This is a genomic window from Nibricoccus aquaticus, assembly GCF_002310495.1.
GTDB lineage: Bacteria > Verrucomicrobiota > Verrucomicrobiia > Opitutales > Opitutaceae > Nibricoccus > Nibricoccus aquaticus.
This window is the reverse complement of sequence record NZ_CP023344.1, coordinates 4308663-4329730: the sequence shown is the minus strand read 5'-3', so window position 1 is coordinate 4329730 and position 21068 is coordinate 4308663. Positions and strand designations below refer to the sequence as shown.

Sequence of the window (21068 nt, the reverse complement as noted above, 5' to 3'; positions counted from 1 at the left end):
TAGTGCGCGAGCTGGCGACACGCCTCCCTTTCCGCTGGCGACGCGACGCCCCCGTCGCACCTTCGATTGTCTGGGCATTCTCCGATTCCGCTGGAGGGCGCTGCTTCGTCAGCGCCGCAGCGATGTCGCCCGCTTTCCACCACTCGTCTCTGCGGGAAAACCCATCCTCTTAATCCTGTCCAAAACTCCGATTCCTAGTCAGAAACCTTAGCTCCGACTTCGCAGCTTAGCGTCTTCGCGATTCAACAAAACCACCGCAGTCGCTCGACGCATCAACGCCCCGCTCCTCCCGCCCCGCGCTCACCCCTGGTTCAGCTTATACTCCACCGAGTCACGAATCGCCTCCCAGCTCGCATCGACGACATTGTCGCTCACGCCCACTGTGCCCCAGAGCGCGTGCTCGTCACCCGTCTCGATCAACACCCGCGTGCGCGCATTGCTGCCCGCCTTCGAATCCAAGATGCGCACTTTGAAATCCTTCAGCACCGTCGTCTTCAGCTGCGGATAAACCGGCTCCAACGCCAGCCGCAGTGCCTTGTCCAGCGCGCCGACCGGCCCCGTGCATTCAGCCACCGTGTGGACCGGCTGCCCGTTCACTTTCACCTTCACCGTCGCCTCGGCGAGCAGCTCCGCTCCCTTGCGCTCGATGATCACGCGATAGCCTTCCACCTCGAAAAATGTCTTCTTCGCGCCCGTCCATTTCGCGAGCAACAGCTTCAGCGACGCATCCGCCGCTTCGAACTCGTACCCGCGAAACTCCAGATCCTTCAACTCGTCGATCAGCCCCTTCATCGCGGGAGCCTTCTCGTCGATCTCGAAGCCCAGTTCCTTCGCCTTCATCGCGATGCTGCTGCGTCCCGCCATGTCGGAGACCAGCACGCGCGTGCGATTTCCGACCAGCGCCGGATCGATGTGCTCGTAACTGCTTTTCACCTTCTGCGCCGCATTCGCGTGCAGCCCGCCTTTGTGCGCGAACGCCGACAGCCCCACATAAGGTGCCTTCGTGTTCGGCCGCAAATTCGCCAGCTCATCGAAGTACAACGACAGCTCGCGCAGTTGCCCGAGATTCTTCGAGCACGGTGCCGTCTTCCCCATCTTCAAAAACAAACTCGGGATGATCGTGATCAGATCCGCATTGCCCGTGCGCTCGCCATAACCGTTCATCGTTCCCTGCACGAGCGATGCGCCCGCGCCGACACCCGCGAGCGACAGCGCCACCGCGAGGCCTGCGTCGTTGTGGCAATGCACGCCGATCTTATCCGCGCCGAATTCTTTGATCACCCGCGCGATGATGTCCTTGAACTCATCGACCAGCGTTCCGCCGTTCGTGTCGCACAGCGTCAGATTGCTCGCTCCGCCCTTGAGCGCCGCCGCCAGAGTGCGCAGCGCGTAGTCGGGATTCAGTTTATACCCGTCGAAAAAATGCTCCGCGTCATGAATCACTTCGCGGCCCTGCGCCACGAGATACGCCGCCGAGTCCTCGATCATCGCCAGATTCTCTTCGAGCGTCGTCCGGATGATTTCCGTCACATGCAGCGGCGAGGTCTTCCCCACGATCGTCGTCACCGGCATCAAACTATCGACGAGCAGCTTCAACTGTGGATCTTCGCTCGCCTTGCCGCCCGCGCGCCGCGTTGAGCCAAACGCCGCCAGCTTCGCGTGCTTCATCTTCAGGCTCTTCGCTTCCTGAAAAAACGTGATGTCGCGCGGGTTGGACCCAGGAAATCCGCCCTCGATATAGTCCACGCCAAACTGATCCAGCCGCTCCGCAATCAGCAGCTTGTCCGTCACCGAAAAACTAATGCCTTCGCCCTGGGTTCCATCGCGAAGGGTCGTGTCGTAGATTTTGACGGCGTTGCTGGTGCTCATGAAGGCGCAGAACGTTGCAACCGCCACCACTCGTGGCAAGGGGGCTTTTGCACTCTCCGCCTGTAGGCCAGCGTGCTTGCACGCGCTCCGCCGATCGCCGCACACAGCCGGAACAATCCGCGCCGCGTTCGTGTACAAAAAGCCTCCACGCCACTCCCGCGCGTCTCTCTTCCAGCCATGCCTCCCCGTCCGCTCTCCTTCCGCACCTCCCTCCGCCTCACTTCGCTGAGCCTCGCCGCCGCCCTCGCCCTCGGCGGAGCTGCCTGCCACTCCGGCCCGCCCCGCGGTCCCGGCGGCGGACGCGAAGCCATCCACATCCCCGTCATGGAAGCAGCGGGCAATTTTTTCGACGGACAACTCACCGCCAACATCCACTTCGGCCGCGCCCAACTCCCCAACCGCCCCGGCACCGACGACGATCCCCGCAACGATGCCCGCAGCCTACGCGACGGTGGAAGAGGCGGCTTCAGCGCCAACGCCGGAATGGGCCCGATGAACATGTCTGGAGGCGGCGGCGGTGGACGCGGCCCCGGCGGCGGTGGCCCACGCGAAGATCCCGACGCTCAGCCCGCTCGCGGCACCCGCGCCCGCACCGAACAAAACCCCGCCGTCCAACTCCACCTCACGCTCACCAACACCAGCGCGCAACCGCTCGACATCGAAGTCCTCGAATTCAGCTCCCTCCTCGGCAACTTCGCTGTCCATCCCGCCAAAACCTCCATCGCCCCCGGCACCACCGCGACCTTCGATCCCATGACCTCCCGCCTCGGCATCCCCCAGGGCGACCTCCCCTTAAAAATCCGCCTCCGCTCCCTCGCAAAAACCGAGGAGCAAACCCTCACCCTCAAAATCATCTCCCAAGACGATAGCCCGCCGCTCTGAAAGGTAAGGCCCGTTAGCCTTAACGCGGCCCCCATTGACCCTCAAACTCCACGCTGGCCTCCGCAGCCCCGCTCGTAAGAGCTAGCCGCTGCCAATGTCCACGCCTCCGCCCATCGTCGCCGCCCGCGCCGTCAGCAAACGCTTCGGCGACGGCCCGCTCGTCCTCGACAGCCTCTCCTTCACTGCCGAGCGCGGCGACTTCATCAGCCTCATCGGCCCCAGCGGCTGCGGAAAATCCACCTTCCTCCGCCTCCTCGCCGGACTCACGCCACCCACCTCTGGCACCCTCGAACTCTCCGGCCAGCCCCCGTCCCGAACCGCCGAAGAACTCGCCTTCGTCTTCCAGGAACCCGCCCTGCCCCCCTGGCTCGACGTATCCAAAAACATCGAGCTCCCCCTCACGCTCCGCCACCTGCCCGCCGCCCGCCGCGCCGAACTCCGCGACCGCGCCCTCTCGCTCGTCCGCCTCACCGACAAAGCCGCCGCCTATCCCCGCGAACTTTCTGGCGGACAGAAAATGCGCGTCTCCCTCGCCCGCGCCCTCACGCTTTCCCCGTCGCTCCTCCTCCTCGACGAACCTTTCGGCGCTCTCGACGAAATGACCCGCCAGCACCTCAACGAAGAACTCCTCGCGATCCGCGCCCGCGAAACTTGGACCGCCTTCTTCGTCACCCACTCCGTCGCCGAGGCCGTCTTCCTCTCCAACCGCATCCTCATCCTCGCCGCCAACCCCGGCCGCATCCACGCCGAGCTCCGCATCGACCTCCCTTTCCCGCGCACCGCCGAAACCCGCCAGTCCCCCGACTACCTCCGCCTCGTCGCCGAAGTCACCCGAGCCCTCCGTTCCGTCGAAACCGCCGCCGCCTGACCATGCGCCTCCGTCCGCTCACACTGCTCGCGCCCGTCGCCACCGGCCTTCTCCTGCTCGGTCTCTGGCAACTCCTGCACACTTCCCTGTCACCGGAACGCCAATACCTCGTCCCCGCTCCCGCCCAGGTCGCCGCCGCCTTCGCCGAAAACCGCGCCGAACTCCTCTCCGGCGCTCTCACCACCGCCTCCGGCGCCGCCCTCGGCCTGCTCGGCGCAGTCATCCTCGGTTACGCGTTTTCCATCGCACTCGCTTTTTCCAAGCTCACCCGCGCCGCCCTCTTCCCCTATCTCATGGCCCTGCAGATGATGCCCATCATCGTCTTCGCCCCCATCCTCGTCCTCGTGATCGACGCCAGCCTCGCCCGCGTCGCCATCATCACTTTCCTCATCTGCTTCTTCCCCCTCGTCGTGAACACCACGCAGGGCCTGCTCTCCGTCGATCCGCAGCTCCTCGATTTCTTCCGCCTCTCCAAAGCCTCCCGCCTCGACGAATTCCGCCGCCTCCGCATTCCCACCGCGCAGCCGTATTTCTTCACCGGCCTGCGCATCGCCGCCACGCTCGCGCCCATCGGTGCCATCGTCGGCGATTACACCGCCGGCAACGCTCAGGGGGGCACCGCCGGACTCGGTTTCCAGATCGTCCTCACCTCATCGCGCTTCCAAATGCCGCAGCTCTACGCCACCGCCTTCATCGGTTGCGCCCTCGGTTTCCTCTTCGTCGCCCTCGTTGTCGCCCTCCAATGGCTCGTCCTCCACCGCTGGCACGACTCCTATGACCGCGCCCGCTGAAGCCCCAGCGCAGTTCAAATAAAGGGATGGCCGTATTCTGGAGGGACGACCTCTGTGTCGTCCACGGTCGACACGAAGCCCGGCTCTTCCTCGACAAAAAAGCGCGGTGACAACAGCACCGCGCTTTCGCCGATCAACTTTCTCTAATCCACGCCGCGCGTCACACCTTCACCGAGGGCAGCGACCAGATCTTCTCCGCATACTCGCGAATCGTGCGATCGCTGGAGAACTTGCCCACGCGCGCAGTGTTGAGGATCGCGCTCTTCGCCCACTGCGCCGTGTGCCGATACATCGCGTCCACCTTCGCGTGCGCGTCGCTGTACGAGCGGAAATCCGCCAGCACCATGTACGGATCGCCACCACCGAGCAGACTGTGATGCACATGGCCGAACGGCTGATTTTCGCCCGGCGTAAAGAAGTTCGAGCCGAGCCAGTCCACGATCGCCTTGAGCTCCTCATCGGCGTTGTAGAAGTCCCACGGGTTGTACCCTTTCGCGTTCAACGCTTCGACCTGCTCCACCGTCATCCCGAAGATGAAGATGTTCTCGTCGCCGACTTCCTCTCCGATCTCGACGTTCGCTCCATCGAGCGTGCCGATCGTCAGCGCACCGTTGAGCGCGAGCTTCATGTTGCCCGTGCCCGAGGCCTCCTTGCCCGCCGTGGAAATCTGCTCCGACAAATCCGCCGCCGGGATGATGCGCTCCGCGAGCGACACGCGGTAGTTGGGCAGAAACGCCACCTTCAACTTCCCGCCGATCCGCGCGTCATTGTTGATCTTCGCTCCGATCATGTTGATCGCGCGGATGATGTTCTTCGCCAGATCGTAGCCCGGTGCCGCCTTCGCCGCGAAAACGAACACGCGCGGCACGATGTCCAGCGCCGGGTTTTGCAACAACCGCCGATAAAGCGCCAGGATGTGCAGCAGATTCAAATGCTGCCGCTTGTACTCGTGCAGTCGCTTGATCTGCACGTCGAAGAGCGCGTCCGGCGACACGTCGATGCCGCACTCCGCTTTGATCACCGCCGCGAGATCCACTTTGTTCGCACGCTTGATCGCCATGAATTCTTTCTGGAACGCCGCATCGCCCGCGACCTTCTCCAGTCCGCGCAACTCGTCGAGATCCTTGGCCCATTTCGTGTGCCCGAGCGTCTTCGTGATCAACGCCGACAGCCGTGGATTGCAATCGAGCAGCCAGCGGCGCGGCGTGATGCCATTCGTCTTATTCTGGAATTTGCCGGGATAGAGCGCGTCGAATTCCGGAAACAGATCCTTTTTCAACAACTCTGTGTGCAGCGCAGCCACGCCGTTCACCGCGTGCGATCCGACGACCGACAGGTTCGCCATGCGCACCGCTTTCGCGCCGCCTTCGTCAATGATCGAGCAGATGCGCATCTTGTCCACATCGCCCGGCCACTTCGCCGCGACGACCACCATCAGCTGCTTGTTGATCTCGAAAATGATCTGAAGATGCCGCGGCAGCACGCGCCCAAAGAGCGGCACGCTCCACTTCTCCAGAGCCTCCGGCAGCAGTGTGTGGTTCGTGTATCCGAAGACCCGCGTCACGATCGCCCAGGCCTTGTCCCATTGGAAATTTTCCTCATCCAGGAGGATGCGCATCAGCTCCGGCACCGCGACCGCCGGATGCGTGTCGTTGAGCTGCACCGCGACCTTGTCCGAGAAATTATCCCAGGTGTTGCCCTTGTCGTCGTTGCGGAAATGCCGGCGGATGATGTCGCGCAGCGAGCACGCCACGAAGAAGTACTGCTGCACGAGCCGCAGCTCTTTGCCGTTCTCGGTCTTGTCGTTCGGATAAAGCACTTTCGAGATCGTCTCGCCGACCACCTTCTCGCGCACGGCATCGACGTACCCGCCCGAATTAAACGCCGCCAGATCGAACTCCTCTGTCGAACGCGAGGCCCACAACCGCAGCAAATTCACCGTCTTCGTGCCGTAGCCAGCGATGGGAATGTCGTACGGCACGCCCATCACGCTCTTCGTGTTCACCCAGCGCGGGCGGTAATTGCCGAGATCGTCGAACACGTTTTCCACCTGCCCGTAGATTTGGATCGTCACCGCATACTCCGGACGCAGCACCTCCCACGGTGTCCCGAAAATCATCCAGCTGTCGGGATGCTCGACTTGATGGCCGTTCACGAACTCCTGCTTGAACAAGCCAAACTCGTAATGAATCCCGTAGCCGATCGCCGGATAGTCCAGCGTCGCCAGCGAATCAAGGAAGCACGCCGCCAGCCGCCCGAGGCCGCCGTTGCCAAGGCCCATATCGACCTCCTGCTCGCGGATCTCGTTAAACTCGATGCCGAGCTCCTTCAGCGCCGTGACCACATCATCAAAGTGATCGGTGTTATAGACGTTATTCTCCGTCAGCCGCCCCATCAGATACTCAAGCGAGAGATAATAAAGCCGCCGCACGTTCTGATCGTTGTGGACGCCCTGCGTCGCGATCAGCCGCGCTAGGATGCTCTCGCGCACCGCCATCGCCGTCGCGATCCACCAGTCGCGCGGAGTCGCGGTATGAACATCGCGCGCCAGCGTGTACGTCAGATGACGCAGGATCGCCTGCTTGAGCTTGGCGCTTCCTGGAACGACCGCCTCCGTCGTGGAAACGAAAGGCGTGGCCGAAACGACATCGGTCGGTGCTGCGGACTTCTTGGATTTGGTGGAAACAGGCATGTTTAAGTGGGTTAAAGGCGCGACGGACTGACAGAAAACTAACCAGAAACCGTGCCACCCCCAATCAGCCGGTCACGCTAAAATTTACCGCCCCGCAGACTTGCCGCTGGACATTAACCTCATCGTAACCGCCCCGACTCTTCAAAACCGCCACGCGCACGCCCTACTTCTGAAACCGCCGTGCCAGCTCGCCGTGCCCAAGTTCGATCTGCGTCGGCCGGCCGGCCGGACTCGTCAGCGGCGTCTCACACGCGAACAGCTGCGCCACCAGTGACTGCATTTCGCTTTCGCTGGTCGTATCCGGGAGGCGGATCGCCTTCGTTACCGCCAGCCGCGCCAGTTCATCCCGCGCTACATCCACATTCTTATCCTGCATCCGCCCGTCGCGCAGCGCCCCGAGCAAGTCCCGCACAAACGGCTCCGCATCCGCCGGCTCCATCCACGCCGGCACGCTCTCGATGCGGAAAAACCCGCGCCCAAACTCCGCGATCTCGAACCCATGCCCGTTGAAAAACGCCAGCCGGTCGATCATCAGCGCCGTCGCCACGGGGTCCAGCTCCAGCGGCACCGCGAACAACAACCGCTGCACCGGCGTCTCCCCCGCCCGAAACTGAGCCTGCAACCGCTCGAACCAGATCCGCTCATGCGCCGCCCGCCGGTCCAGCAACACCAGCCCCGCCGCCGTCTCGAACAACGCGTAGCTCCCATGCGCCAGCCCCAGATAACGCCACGCCCGGCTTTTCCCAACCGGCACTGTAGGCGTCACGGCCGCTGAATTCCCTGCCGCCACCTGCGGCACAGCCACCACCGGTTGCGCCGCAAATACGCCCGCAGTCACCACCGGCCGCAAATCCCGCACACTCACCTGCGGCGCAAACGCCGGCACTGGTGCCACCAACGCCTTCCCGCTTTCACCTCCACTCACGCTCAATCCCGCGCCCGGCTCCGCGCTTGACGCCTTCACCGTCTCCACAGCCGTCGACATCGCCGGCCTCACCACTTCCCCGTTCCCCGCCAGGCTCACCACATTCACCTGCTGCGCCGATGCCTCCGCACTCAGCTCCCGCAACCGCGCCAGCACGCTCCGAATCACAAACGACCGCACCTGCGACTCACTCCGAAAACGCACTTCGCGCTTCGCCGGATGCACATTCACGTCCACCGCCGCCGGATCGATCTCGAAGAAAACGAACGCCGACGGATAACGCCCTTTCGGCAGAGACTCGTGATAACTCTCGATCAACGCATAGTTCAGCGTCCGGCTGTCCACCGGACGTTGATTGATGAATACGATCATCTCATGCCGCGTCGACCGCCCCTGCCCCGGCCGCCCGATCAATCCCGACACCTTCATCCCCTGCTCGCTCGCATCGAGCGGCACCAATCCCTCGCCGACCTGCCTGCCAAAAATCTCCGTCACCCGCTCGGCCAGCGTCGCGCACTGCGGCGATTTGAAAATCACCCGCCCGTCCTCGATCAGCGAAAACGCCACCCCGGGAAACGCCAGCGCGTACAGCCGCACGCCCTGGATGATATGCGCCGCCTCCGTCGCATCCGTCTTCAAAAACTTCCGCCGCGCCGGCACCGAGTTGAACAGATGTGTCACCTCGATCCGCGTCCCCACCGGACGCCCGCACTCGCGCACATGCACGAACTTCCCGCCATTCACCAAAATCTCCGTCCCCACATCCGAGCCCGCCTCGCGCGTCTGCAGCTCGAAGCGCGACACACTCGCGATCGACGGCAGCGCCTCCCCGCGAAATCCAAAACTCGCCAGCCGGTTTAGATCATCCGCCTCCTCAATCTTGCTCGTCGCATGACGCTCCAGCGCCATCAGCGCATCGTCCTTCGACATCCCATGCCCGTTGTCCTCGATGCGCATCAGCGAGCGCCCGCCGTGACGAAACTCCACTTCCACCCGCGTCGCCCCCGCATCGAGCGCATTCTCCACGAGCTCCTTCACTACCGCAGCCGGACGCTCAATCACCTCGCCCGCGGCGATTTGATTGGCGACCCGATCGGAAAGAAGACGCACCTTGGCCATGAAAGCCCGCTAACAAGCACGACCCGCCCGCCCGACGGAAGCGCGAATTAAAAACATCCCGGCCTCCTGCGCCCACGCTCACCCGCACCCGCACTCAACCAGCACCACCTCCGCCCCACCCTTCACCATTCGCTCTTCTCTCCCCATTAGCCCCGCTTCCTCACGCCCACCATCCCGCATGATACCACACACTGCCTCCGCCCACCGCCGGAATTGCCTTTGACCCTCCCCGCCCGCCCCTCCTTAGCTTTCCGCCCTTTTAATTAGTCCCAACCACACGCCCACCCACATGTCCGCCGTGAAGCCCACCATCCTCTACACGATCACTGACGAAGCCCCCGCGCTCGCCACCTATTCCTTCCTGCCGATCGTGCAGGCCTTCACGAAACACGCCGGCATCGCCGTCGAGACCCGCGACATCTCCGTCGCCGCCCGCATCCTCGCCGCCTTCGACAAAGCCCCCGACACCCTCGCCGAACTCGGTGCCCTCACCCTCAAGCCCGAGGCCAACATCATCAAACTCCCCAACATCTCCGCCTCCATCCCCCAGCTCAAAGCCGCCATCGCCGAGCTCCAGGCCAAAGGCCACGCCCTCCCCGATTTCCCCGAAGTCCCCACGACCGACGCCGAGAAAGACGCCAAAGCCCGCTACACGAAAGTCCTCGGCTCCGCCGTGAACCCCGTCCTCCGCGAAGGCAACTCCGACCGCCGCGCCCCCGGCGCCGTCAAAGCCTACGCCAAAAAACACCCCCACTCCATGGGCGCCTGGTCCTCCTCCTCGAAGACCGCCGTCGCCACCATGGGCAAGGACGACTTCTTCTCCAACGAGAAGTCCGTCACCGTCCCCACCGCGACCGATGTCCGTATCGAGTTCGTGGGCACCGACGGCGCCGTCAAAGTCCTCAAGGAAAAGACCCCGCTCAAAGCCGGCGAAATCCTCGACGCCACCAAGATCTCCAAGACCGCCCTCCTCGCCTTCCTCGAACAACAAGTCGCCCGCGCCAAGGCCGAAGGCATCCTCTTCTCCGTCCACCTCAAAGCCACGATGATGAAGGTCTCCGACCCCATCCTCTTCGGCCACGTCGTCCGCGTCTTCTTCAAAGACCTCCTCGCCAGACACGCCGCCACCTTCGCCCAACTCGGCGTCGACCTGAACAACGGCTTCGGCGACCTCCTCGCCAAAATCGAAAAACTCCCCGCCGACCAGAAGTCCGCCATCGAAGCCGACATCCAGGCCGCCTACGCCAGCGGCCCCGCCCTCGCGTATGTCAACTCCGACAAAGGCATCACCAATCTCCACGTCCCGAGCGACGTCATCATCGACGCCTCCATGCCCGCCATGATCCGCACCTCCGGCCAGATGTGGAATAAAGCCGGCAAACAACAAGACACTCTCTGCGTCATCCCCGACAGCTGCTACGCCGGCGTCTACGACACCACCATCGAGTTCTGCAAAAAGAACGGCGCGCTCGACCCGAAGACGATGGGCTCTGTCCCCAACGTCGGCCTCATGGCCCAGGCCGCCGAGGAATACGGCTCCCACAACAAAACCTTCGTCGCCCCCGCCAAAGGCACCATCCGCGTCACCGACTCCTCCGGCAAACTCCTCCTCGAACACGCCGTCGATGAGGGCGACATCTGGCGCGCCTGCCAGACGAAAGACGCTCCCGTCCAGGACTGGGTCAAACTCGCCGTCAACCGTGCCCGCCTTTCCAATACGCCCGCCATCTTCTGGCTCGATAAAGCCCGCGCCCACGACGCCCAGATCATCGCCAAGGTCGAAAAATATCTCGCCCAACACGATACCACCGGCCTCGACATCTCGATCCTCCCGCCGGCCGCCGCCTGCCAAAAGACCCTCGAACGCATCGTCAAAGGCCAGGACACCATCAGCGTCACCGGCAACGTCCTCCGCGATTACCTCACCGACCTCTTCCCGATCCTCGAAGTCGGCACCAGCGCCAAGATGCTCTCCATCGTTCCCCTCATGAACGGCGGCGGCCTCTTCGAAACCGGCGCCGGCGGCTCCGCCCCGAAACACGTCCAGCAATTCACCGAGGAAAACTTCCTCCGCTGGGACAGCCTCGGCGAATTCTTCGCCCTTGCCGCCAGCTTCGAACACCTCGGCATCACCCAAAACCACGCCAAGGCCAAAGTCCTCGCCGAGACCCTCGACGAAGCCAACGGCAAGTTCCTCGAGAACGACAAGAGCCCCGCCCGCAAAGTCGGCGCCGGCATCGACAACCGCGGCAGCCACTTCTACCTCGCCCTCTACTGGGCCCAATCCCTCGCCGCCCAGAGCAAAGACGCCGAGCTCAAAAAACTCTTCACCCCTATCGCGGAAAAGCTCACGTCATACGAAAAACAAATCGTCGCCGAGATGATCGCCGTCCAAGGCAAACCCGCCGACATCGGCGGCTACTACCGCCCCGACGACGCGAAGGCCTCCGCCGCCCTCCGCCCAAGCCCCACGCTCAATGCCATCCTCGCCGCGCTCTGAGTCTCTTTGCTGGCGAACAGACTTCTCAATCCCGCCGAGCCTCCGTGCCTGCGGGATTTTTTGCGCCCACTCGAAATCCTTGACCCTGTTCCCAAAATGGGAACCGTCTTCTCCGACGCATGCGAATCATCTCCCGCAAAACGCTCAAAGACTTCTGGGTGAAACACGCCAGTGCCGCACAACCGCTCCAAGCCTGGTTTCACGAAACCAAAGCCTCCGAGTGGAAATCCTTCTCCGACATTAAGGCCCGCTACCGCTCCGCCGATCACCTTCCCGGCAATAGCGTCGTCTTTAACATCAAGGGCAACTCCTACCGCCTCATCGTCCACATTCATTTCAACACCGGTATCGTCTTCATCCGCTTCGTCGGCACTCACGCCGAATGCGACAAAATCGACGCCACCACCATTTAACCGATCCACATGAAACCCAAAGTCCTCAAAACCGACCGCGAGTACAAAACCGCGCTGGCCTACGTCGAAGGCCTCATGAACCAGACGTCGCCCGACGAGGCCGAATTGGAGCTCTGGTCGCTGCTCGTGGAAAACTATGAGGAGTCCCACTTCCCCATCGAGGCGCCCGATCCTATCCAGGCCATCCATTTCCGCCTGGAGCAGGCCGGCCTGCAGACCGCCGACCTGCTCCCCTACCTCCAAAGCAAAAGTAAGATCTCGGAAGTGATGAATCGAAAACGCCCGCTCAGCCTGACCATGATCCGCTCGCTGCATCAGGGCCTGAAAATCCCTGCATCCATTCTTGTACAGGAAACGACGAGCCGTCCTCAGAGAACACGGGCCGCCAAGACTCGCACCCAAGTCAAACGCTCCTCCCGTCACGTCACAGCGTGATCGAGGTCTATCGGGCACCTGTCACGATCCGCTTGATCCCTCAGCCTTCAACTAAGCCGCGTTCACACGCCTATTTCACTCCGCCCACTTTCTTCTTCACCGCTGTTTTCTCCTTTGCCTGCTCCAGTGCTGCTTTCTTCTCAGCCGCGCTCTTCCGCTGATGCAACACGATCATATTCCCATCCGGATCGCGCACGCCGACCATGCGGCACATCGGACTGTCGAACGGCCCGAGCGCCGATTTGATTTTCTTCTTCTTCAAATGCTCCAGCGCGCCATCGAAGTCCTTCACCTCGAGCGCTGCGACCGTGCCCTTCTTTGACGGCGGCCACATCTTCGGCGCACAACCAACCGAGAGCGTCCCATTGCCGAGATCGTACTCGACGAAATTTTTGCCGAGCTCCCGCGCCGGTTTCAAGCAAAGCACACCTTCATAAAACGTCCGCGCCTTTTTGATGTTCGTCACCGCGTAGGCCGTGAATGCGATCTCTTTGTAGGTAATCATAAGTGAAGAGGGTTCGCCGCGACAGACCGGCCTTTCGCTCAACGGCTCCATCCGTAGCCGACGATCTCCTCCGATATCGCCATCCCGGTATTCTCCGATACCAGTCCTAGCCGTCCCATAGGTCGCATGAAGACCTATCTCCGATCCCTGCTTCACCCCATGCTCGCTCTCCGGCCCTTCTTCGCCTTTGGCGTTCTCCTTTCTCTCACACTCAGCCTTCAAGCGGCCCCGCTGATCCTCGAAGCCCGCCAGGGCTTCACGACAAAACTCCTCCGCGAAGAGCGCATCGGCGAAGCGCCTGAAGAGCCGCCCGCTTCCTCCAAACTCAAACTCGTCCAATGCACCGCGCCGCTGGGCCTGAACGCTGCCTACGTCAGCACCGACCCCAGCGATGGAAAGAAGCACCCCGCGATCATCTGGCTTGTCGGAGGCTTCAGCAACAGCATCGGCGCCATCGCCTGGACGCCCGGCCCCGCGAGCAACGACCAGTCCGCCTCCGGTTTCCGCGATCAAGGCATCCTGATGATGTACCCGTCACTCCGCGGCGGAAACACCAACCCCGGCCACCTCGAAACCTTCTTCGGCAAAGTCGACGACGTCCTCGCCGCCGCCAAATACCTCGCCTCGCTCGATTAGCGTCCTAGTGCTTGTTCCTTTTCTCAATCGCTCTCTTTTAGATCAGAAGCTCGTTCTAAAACCCAAAAGACACGTCTTCTTTTGATTTCGAGCAGGCTTAATTCGTGAGAGACGCGACGATATGGTTGGTAAGCGCGTTCCAATGCTTTGGGAACACGACGCTATACCTCAGACACGTCCCGATAAGCTTCTACGGCGTGTTTCAGGAAGCAAAGGACGCTCCTCCATTTGAATGAACGGCCTTGTTCGAGTTCTCTCACTGCATGTCGGCAAGTTTCGTGCGGAGCAACTCCAGCTCACGCCTGCGCGGCGCATACCGGCCATTGATCGCACGCAGCTGGCACGTGATGACCACTGACAGCAAAGCTCCCAGGACTCCGAGGATCGCTGAAAAATAGCCCGCCGAGAGTTCAGACAGGCTAAAGACCACCAACCCCAACAGACACGTAGCCACCCATTGCGGAACAAGTCCCCACCACACACTCGAACGCGCCACCCGTATTTGAAAGTCGGTGTGTGCAATCGCGCGGTCGAGATCACCACGCAATGAATCGGCAGAATTTTCTTCCCGCTGCAACTGGCGGCGACGGACGCCATACATCGCGACGGCATAGCCCCACATGATGAGTCCCGAAAGGAACAGTCCCGCCACGTGCCAGCCTGATACCTGAACGCGAATCCACTTCCACGAAGCGAACCAAGCGGGATCGCCCATCGCGAGAATCACCGCGAAGACAACCATCACGACTCCGAATCCAATTCCGCCGATAATATCACCCAACTGGCAGCAGGCAGCTCCGCGATGGATCTCTTCATTCCGACGGCGGACAACGGCGTGCAATGCCGCTTCGTTCAGAGTGAATTGCGCTTCCTTGGTTTCAGAATCCCAGACGACTTTCAGTTCTTCAAAGTTCATGAGCAGTGGTCTCCTTTGATTTTTCGATCAGCCGGGCTTTGAGCCGGTTTATTTTCACGCCGATATTGTTTTCCGAAACGCCGAGAATGTCCGCCATCTCGCGGTAGCTGCACCCCTCGAGCAGCAGCAGGGTGAGCGAACGATCCACGTGATCCATCTTCGCGATTTCTTCGTGGAGCCATTCGAGCCGCCGATTCTGCGGAGGCACTGGCTCCCGCAGGACGGGCGCGTGTTCATCGAGAACCTCCGTGCGACCGCGATGTCGTCGCTCCTTGCGAGTCCATGAGAGCGAGGAATTCAAAGCCACCCGATAGAGCCATGTCGTGACGCGCGACTCTCCGCGAAACCGCGGAATCGAATTCCAGACCTGCGTGATAATTTCCTGGAAGAGATCATCCCGGTCGTGTGCAGAGAAAGCATAGGCATGCACGATCTTAAAGAGCAGCCCGCGATGCTCCTTCACCCACCAGTCAAAAATCTGCCTCTGTTGATCGTCGTTCATCGATGACATGTTCTTCAGCCGAATTAGTAGCGCCCCTCCGGCAAATCCTTACAACGCGGCAAAAATAATGGTGTGCTCGGTGCCGGATCTCCCCCAGCCACCTTCCCTAGATCTACAGGTGAAGGGAACGATACCTGCTAAATCCGTCATCTCATGAGCCCCTGGCATTCATGAGACGTTTTAAGCGCGAAGACTTCGAAATCAAAAACCTCGGGCTCGCCACCTACCCATCCCCTCTTCAACCACGCCGTGACGAGGCCAGCGCCAACTTCGTCTGCGACGACCGTCATCGCGTCCTCTTCGATCACGCGTTCGAACGCGTCGCCGCCGCCATCGAGGGCGAGACGGAGCCCATAACCATCGAGCGCTCCGGCCCCCGTCAGAAAATCTTTTTCGACCCGCAAAAAAGCCGCGCAGCCATCGTCACCTGCGGCGGACTTTGCCCGGGATTGAATGACGTCATCCGCGGCATCGTCATGACGCTGAACTACTCCTACGGGGTCAAAACCATCCACGGCATTCCCTACGGCTACGAGGGTTTCATCGACAGCTACGGCCATCGCATCATCGACCTCACACCCGAGTCGGTGAGCGAGATTCACACCGAAGGCGGCTCCATGCTCGGCACGTCGCGCGGGCCGCAACCCATCGGCCAGATCGTGGACAAACTCGTCTCTCTCGGCGTGAACATGCTCTTCGTCATCGGCGGTGACGGCACGCTGCGCGGCGCATCCGCCATCGCGCAGGAAGTCTCCAAACGCAGCCTCGCTATCGGCGTCATCGGCATCCCGAAGACCATCGATAACGACCTCGAATACATGGACAAAAGCTTCGGCTTCGAGACCGCTTTCGCCGAGGCAGTCCGCGTCATCCGTTGCGCCCACAACGAAGCCCAGTGCCACGCCCGAGGCGTGGGCCTCGTCAAAGTCATGGGCCGCGACTCCGGTTTCATTGCCGCGTTCGCCGCCCTCGCTGACAACTGCGTCAACGTCGTCCTCATTCCCGAGTCGCCCTTTCATCTCGATGGCCCCGACGGCTTTCTCGCTCATTTGGAAAAACGACTCCGGTCGCGCGGCCACGCCGTCGTCGTCGTTGCGGAAGGCGCAGGCCAGGAACTCATGCACACCGATGCGTCCGCCAAAGACGCTTCAGGAAATGCCAAGTTCGGCGACATCGGTCCTTTCATCAAAGACCGGATTCAAGCGCACTTCAAAAGCCTCAAGCTCGACTCCACGGTAAAGTACATCGATCCGAGCTACATCATTCGCAGCGTGCCGGCCTCTCCCCAGGATGCGATCTTCTGCCTGCGCCTTGCCCAGCACGCCGTACACGCTGCCATGGCCGGAAAAACCGACATGGTCGTCGGCCGCTGGCACGGTCATCACGTGAACCTGCCCATCAGCGTCGTCACCGTGCGCCGCCGCAAAGTCAGCCTGCAAGGCGATCTTTGGATGTCGGTGCTCGAAGCCACCGGCCAGCCCGCGCACTTCGGCTCATAAGCGCAAAATCGTTCCGGCGCTCCGAAATGTAGGGCCTGACTTCACGTCAGGCCGGTTCGAAATTCCCTGGCCTGCTAGACACTACGCCCGCGTCTCCGGGAGTAGTTGACGCGCCCCCTCCGGCGCAAACCCTCCTCATCCATGAGACTCCCCGCCCTCGTCCTCCTCGCCGCCAGCGCGCTGCTCACGCTCACCGGCTGCCCGAAAAAACCCGCCGTCCCCAACGAATCCATACCGCTCACCGAGGGCGTCGTCCGCGCTGGCGTCTACACCCATCCCGGCTTCGGCTGGTCGATGAAGATCCCCGACGGCTGGCGCGTGAAAACTAAAGACGAGGTGTCCGCCACCCGCCAGAAAGGCCTGGATGCTGTGCAGAAGAACGTCGACGGCCCGATCGATATGACCAGCACCATCGAACTGCTCTACATGCAGCGCGATCAGTTCAACCAGTTCACCTCCACTGCCGACGCGTTCGATCCCGCCAAAGACGGCTCGTACGCCGACAACCAGCAAGACCTCGTCCAGGTGATTCTCAAAACCTACGCCGACACCGGCATGAAGGTCCGCCACGAACTCCGCACCGAAGTGATCGGCGGCGTTAAATTCAACGTCATGGATGCCACCCTGCTCTCACCCGATGGCGAAAAAGTCATCCTGCACCAGCGCATGTACGACGCCTTGTTCGGCACCCGCTCCCTCACCGTTTCGCTCAACTGGAATAACGACACCGCCCGCGACGCCCTCGTCCAGGCATGGAGCGCCTCCACATTCTCCACTCCATCCGCACCGCATCCGTAACCCTCCGCCACACTTCACCTCGATTTCACGGCCACTTCATCGCCCCTTCGAATTCGCAGGAGACTCTGCCTGAGCATGAAACCCAAAACCCTCCTCCGCATCCTGCTCCTGCCGCTGATCCCGCTCTCGATCCCCTTCACAGCGATGCTGCTGAAAATCAAAGGCTGGGCCTGGGGCCCGCTCGACTTCGTCGTCATGTGGATGCTCCTCGCTGGGGCCGGCTTCGCTTACGCGCTCCTCACGCGCAACACCGTCCCCCTCGCCTATCGCTTCGCCACCGGCCTCGCACTCGTCACATGCTTCCTGCTCGTCTGGATCAACAGTGCCGTCGGCATCATCGGCAGCGAGGAAAACCCCGCCAATCTTCTCTACGCCGCCGTCCTCTTCACCGGCCTCATCGGCGCCGTCATCGCCCGCTTTCAATCCCCCGGCATGTCCCGCGCGCTCGTCGCCACCGCCATCGCGCAACTCCTCGTCCCCGTCATCGCGCTCCTCTTCCACAAACACGACTTCGCTCCCGGCCTCTGGCAGGTCTTCGCCTTGAACGCCTGCTTCGCCGCGCTCTTCGCCACTTCCGCCGCACTCTTCCAGCGCGCCGCCCGCAGCTCTCCCGCGCTCCGCGAAACAACCGCCGCGTAACGTGCCCCGCAGTGCGCTATCGCCCGCCGCTCCGCTCCAACCGGACCGCCTCCCGCTCGTGAGCCTCCGCCTCCGCCGCGCGCCCGAGATCGCGCAGCACCAGCGCGAGTTGCTGGTGCGCCGCCACCGAATCCGGCCGCAACTCCAGCGCCTTCTCCAGCTGGACAATGGCCTCCGCGTATCGACTTTCTGAAGCCAGCGCGAGCGACAGCTCCAGCCGCACATCCACATCGCCAGGCATCAACCGCACCGCCGCCTCAAAATGCGGCAGCGCTTCCTTCACCCGCTCACTCAACGCTAGCGCCAGCCCAAGATTCCAGTGCGCCATCCCGAAGTCCCGGCTCAGGCTCACCGCCGTCTCTAAATGGAGGACGCCCTCCTCCGTCCGTCCCGTGCTCATGAGTGCCGCGCCCAGTTCGTTGTGCGCCGACGCGAAGTCCGGCTTCAGCGCGACCGCGCGCCTCAGCGGCGCAACCGCCTCCGCGAAACGCCCCAGATGGTTCAGCGCCTTCCCGTAGTTGTGTTCCCCCTTCGCATATTCCGGCCGGAGCCGCAGCGCCTCTTCATGATGCGCCAGCGCCAGGTCCGCGCGCCCCGACTCGACCAGCGCGATCCCGAGATTGGTGTGCGCCATCCAGCACGCCGGATTCCTCTCCAGAGTCGTTTCGTAGAGCGTGAATGGATCGCGGTACATCCCCGCCTGCCGCCACGAAAGCACGCCCAGGACGAGCGACAGCGCCACCACCGCCGCCCATCGCGCCGTCATCTCCAGTCTGCTCAATCCCGCGCCTGCCAGCGCGAACACCGAGAGACTCGCCAGGTACTGGAAGTGATCCGCGACATAGGAAAACAGGAACGGATAAACATTAAAAAAACCCAGCACGGGAAAAAGCGATCCGCCAAAAAGCAGCGCCACCGCCAGCGGCCCCCGTGCCCGCCTCGCCCACCAGGCGAGCCCGCCAAGCAACGCGATCCCCGCCGCCAAAAACAGCCACTGCCACCACAAGCCCGCATCGATCGTCCAGCGCGGATAAAAAAACATCAGCTCCCCCGGCCACAGCAGCTTGCCCGCATAAAACCAAAACACGCGCCCCGCCAGCACCAGCCTGTCCGCCCACTCGAGCGCGAAGTCCGCCCCTTCCGCTCCGATCAGCACCCGCTCGAAATGCGCCGTGAACAGCCCGCTCACCGCCCCCGCGACAAACCACGGCAGCAACGGCGCCACATCACGCCGCCACTCCAGCCGCCCGTGTCGCCACCAACCGACTACCAGCAACGCCGCCGGCAGCGACGCCGTCACCGTTTTCGTCAGCAGCGCCAGCACGAACACAGCCGTCGCCAGCGCATAGATCCCCGGGCTGCGTTTCCCTTCGAAGCGCAGATACGCATGCGCCGCCACCAGATAGAGCACGAGCGACAGCGTGTTCTTTTGCTCCGAGATCCATGCAACCGACTCCACACACACCGGATGCACCAAAAACAAAATCCCCGCCAGCCACGCCCCCGGCACCGCCAGCCGCCTCAGCAGCATGGCGAACAACGTCGCCGCCCCCGCGTGCAGCCCCACGTTCACGAGGTGATATCCGATCGGCGCGTCACCCCAGAGTTTGTGCTCCATCCAAAACGCCGAATGCAGCAGCGGATAAAATTGCTGCGTCGCCCCCGGCTCGAACCAGATGCGCCACAACCCGCCCAGCGACCGCAGGTCCACCCGTGTCACATGCGCGTCATCGTCCCAGATAAATTCCCCTCGCAACGCCGGCCAGTAAACAGCCAGCGCCACGAGCAGCATGAGGCCAAACATGACCGGATCAGGCCAGGGTGTGCGGGGTGGAGCGGACTGAAGGCGCGACCGGGAAGACATGCGCGTGCGGGGTAAAAGTGAACGCCGTCCGCGCGAGTCGATGCAACGCCCGCCCCGCCGCAACAATAGACTCACGCGCCGCATAACGCTTCTCGCCCTCCCTGCCGATTCTTCCTCACGCGCTCACTCACGCGCAGACTGGCCACTCGCGCGCGCACCGCCATGCTCCGCCGCATGGATTCGCTCAAACCGCTGCTCGACGAGATCGTCGCCGACCTGCGCGCCCGCACCGACAAGGGCCGCGTGGCCGACTACATTCCTCAACTCGCCAAAGTCTCCGCCGATAAATTCGCCATCGCCGTCGCCCCGCTCTCCGGCCCAGTCGTCACCGCCGGCGACGCCGACGAGCCCTTTTCCATCCAGAGCATTTCCAAACTCTTCACGCTCACCCTCGCCCTCGGCCAGATCGGCGACCGCGTGTGGGACCGCGTCGGCCGCGAACCTTCCGGCAACGCCTTTAACTCCATCGTCCAGCTCGAGCATGAGCAGGGCCGTCCGCGCAATCCCTTCGTCAACGCCGGCGCCATCGCCGTCACCGACATCATCCTAGGCGGACACCGCCCGAAGGAAGCCATCGGCGAAATCCTCCGCTTCGTCCGCTTCCTCGCCAACGACGACGCCATCAACATCGACCGCCTCGTCGCCCAGTCCGAGCAGGCCCACGGCGACCGCAACATGGCCCTCGCTCACTTCATGCGCTCCTTCGGCGTGATTCAGCACCCGCCCGCCGAGGTGCTCGGCGTCTATTTCCACCAATGCGCCATCGCGATGAACTGCCGCCAGCTCGCGCAAGCCGGTCTCTTCCTCGCCGCCAACGGCCGCAATCCGCTCACCGGTTTCAACGTCGTCTCCTCTCCCCGCGCCCGCCGCATCAACGCCCTCATGATGACCTGCGGCCACTACGACGGTGCCGGCGACTTCGCCTTCCGCGTCGGCCTCCCCGGCAAGAGCGGTGTCGGCGGCGGCATCCTCGCCATTGTCCCCAACCGCGCTGTAGTGGCCGTCTGGGCACCGGGCCTCGATGCCAATGGCAACTCCCTCCTCGGCACCGCCGCCCTCGAACTCCTCGTGCAACGCACCGGCTGGTCCGTCTTCGGCTAAAGCGCCGCAGCACCGCCCCGTAAGGCCACCGCCTTGCCCACCTGCGCTCCCGACGCGTATCAACCCGCTCGTTGATTCTGTCGCGCGGTGATTGCGATCCTCCCTCCGTCTCGC

The 21068-nt window shown here is 62.6% G+C and carries 18 protein-coding genes; 11 read left to right on the top strand and 7 right to left on the bottom strand.

What is annotated here, in order from left to right; all coding sequences use genetic code 11:
• Window positions 1–300 precede the first annotated feature (300 nt).
• Window positions 301–1869 carry a citramalate synthase gene (cimA, locus tag CMV30_RS17520; RefSeq protein ID WP_096057849.1) on the bottom strand — a complete coding sequence of 523 codons (1569 nt, stop codon included), beginning with the start codon at window positions 1867–1869 and terminating at the stop codon, window positions 301–303.
• Window positions 1870–2046: 177 nt separating this feature from the next.
• On the opposite strand from cimA, the gene CMV30_RS17515 reads away from it, so the two are divergent.
• The 3 genes from CMV30_RS17515 (at window position 2047) to CMV30_RS17505 (ending at window position 4410) form a co-directional block, all read left to right on the top strand.
• Window positions 2047–2751 (top strand): hypothetical protein, encoded by a 705-nt coding sequence (locus CMV30_RS17515; RefSeq protein ID WP_138223363.1) that lies wholly within the window; start codon window positions 2047–2049, stop codon window positions 2749–2751.
• A 94-nt stretch (window positions 2752–2845) separates the two neighbouring features.
• On the top strand, window positions 2846–3619 hold the full coding sequence (locus CMV30_RS17510) for an ABC transporter ATP-binding protein (protein ID WP_245844301.1): 774 nt from the start codon (window positions 2846–2848) through the stop codon (window positions 3617–3619).
• 2 nt (window positions 3620–3621) lie between these two features.
• A complete protein-coding gene (locus tag CMV30_RS17505) occupies window positions 3622–4410 on the top strand; it encodes an ABC transporter permease (protein ID WP_096057228.1) in 789 nt (262 codons plus the stop codon).
• Between the two features lie 160 nt (window positions 4411–4570).
• Here the strand turns inward: CMV30_RS17505 and CMV30_RS17500 are convergent, their stop codons facing one another.
• A complete protein-coding gene (locus CMV30_RS17500) occupies window positions 4571–7102 on the bottom strand; it encodes a glycogen/starch/alpha-glucan phosphorylase (RefSeq protein ID WP_096057227.1) in 2532 nt (843 codons plus the stop codon).
• A gap of 163 nt (window positions 7103–7265) precedes the next feature.
• Entirely contained in the window at window positions 7266–9146 is a 1881-nt protein-coding gene (mutL, locus tag CMV30_RS17495) for a DNA mismatch repair endonuclease MutL (RefSeq protein ID WP_096057226.1), read from the bottom strand.
• Window positions 9147–9435: 289 nt separating this feature from the next.
• Between mutL and CMV30_RS17490 the strand changes: the two genes are divergently transcribed.
• The 3 genes from CMV30_RS17490 to CMV30_RS17480 all read left to right on the top strand — a co-directional run bounded on the left by CMV30_RS17490 (window position 9436) and on the right by CMV30_RS17480 (window position 12494).
• A complete protein-coding gene (locus CMV30_RS17490; protein WP_096057225.1) occupies window positions 9436–11646 on the top strand; it encodes an NADP-dependent isocitrate dehydrogenase in 2211 nt (736 codons plus the stop codon).
• 119 nt (window positions 11647–11765) lie between these two features.
• Window positions 11766–12059, top strand: a complete 294-nt coding sequence (locus CMV30_RS17485; RefSeq protein ID WP_096057224.1) for a type II toxin-antitoxin system HigB family toxin — start codon at window positions 11766–11768, stop codon at window positions 12057–12059.
• A 9-nt stretch (window positions 12060–12068) separates the two neighbouring features.
• The gene (locus CMV30_RS17480; RefSeq protein ID WP_096057223.1) at window positions 12069–12494 is read left to right on the top strand and encodes a helix-turn-helix domain-containing protein; all 426 of its coding nucleotides are present in this window, start codon (window positions 12069–12071) and stop codon (window positions 12492–12494) included.
• Between the two features lie 70 nt (window positions 12495–12564).
• Here the strand turns inward: CMV30_RS17480 and CMV30_RS17475 are convergent, their stop codons facing one another.
• On the bottom strand, window positions 12565–12999 hold the full coding sequence (locus CMV30_RS17475) for a VOC family protein (RefSeq protein ID WP_175414941.1): 435 nt from the start codon (window positions 12997–12999) through the stop codon (window positions 12565–12567).
• Between the two features lie 159 nt (window positions 13000–13158).
• Between CMV30_RS17475 and CMV30_RS17470 the strand changes: the two genes are divergently transcribed.
• Window positions 13159–13635 carry an alpha/beta hydrolase family protein gene (locus tag CMV30_RS17470; RefSeq protein ID WP_138223362.1) on the top strand — a complete coding sequence of 159 codons (477 nt, stop codon included), beginning with the start codon at window positions 13159–13161 and terminating at the stop codon, window positions 13633–13635.
• Between the two features lie 256 nt (window positions 13636–13891).
• Here the strand turns inward: CMV30_RS17470 and CMV30_RS17465 are convergent, their stop codons facing one another.
• The gene (locus CMV30_RS17465; protein WP_096057220.1) at window positions 13892–14551 is read right to left on the bottom strand and encodes a hypothetical protein; all 660 of its coding nucleotides are present in this window, start codon (window positions 14549–14551) and stop codon (window positions 13892–13894) included.
• Complete coding sequence (locus CMV30_RS17460; protein ID WP_217494420.1) at window positions 14541–15062, bottom strand: RNA polymerase sigma factor; 522 nt, start codon at window positions 15060–15062, stop codon at window positions 14541–14543. Before CMV30_RS17460 ends, CMV30_RS17465 begins: the two co-directional genes overlap by 11 nt.
• Window positions 15063–15223: 161 nt before the next feature.
• On the opposite strand from CMV30_RS17460, the gene CMV30_RS17455 reads away from it, so the two are divergent.
• The 3 genes from CMV30_RS17455 (at window position 15224) to CMV30_RS17445 (ending at window position 17989) form a co-directional block, all read left to right on the top strand.
• On the top strand, window positions 15224–16552 hold the full coding sequence (locus CMV30_RS17455) for an ATP-dependent 6-phosphofructokinase (protein WP_096057218.1): 1329 nt from the start codon (window positions 15224–15226) through the stop codon (window positions 16550–16552).
• A 141-nt stretch (window positions 16553–16693) separates the two neighbouring features.
• Window positions 16694–17350, top strand: a complete 657-nt coding sequence (locus CMV30_RS17450) for a hypothetical protein (RefSeq protein ID WP_096057217.1) — start codon at window positions 16694–16696, stop codon at window positions 17348–17350.
• A gap of 75 nt (window positions 17351–17425) precedes the next feature.
• Complete coding sequence (locus tag CMV30_RS17445) at window positions 17426–17989, top strand: hypothetical protein (RefSeq protein WP_217494419.1); 564 nt, start codon at window positions 17426–17428, stop codon at window positions 17987–17989.
• A gap of 16 nt (window positions 17990–18005) precedes the next feature.
• Here the strand turns inward: CMV30_RS17445 and CMV30_RS17440 are convergent, their stop codons facing one another.
• Window positions 18006–19853, bottom strand: a complete 1848-nt coding sequence (locus tag CMV30_RS17440) for a tetratricopeptide repeat protein (protein WP_175414940.1) — start codon at window positions 19851–19853, stop codon at window positions 18006–18008.
• Between the two features lie 174 nt (window positions 19854–20027).
• Between CMV30_RS17440 and CMV30_RS17435 the strand changes: the two genes are divergently transcribed.
• Window positions 20028–20954 carry a glutaminase gene (locus CMV30_RS17435; protein WP_096057847.1) on the top strand — a complete coding sequence of 309 codons (927 nt, stop codon included), beginning with the start codon at window positions 20028–20030 and terminating at the stop codon, window positions 20952–20954.
• The last annotated feature ends 114 nt before the right edge of the window (window positions 20955–21068 follow it).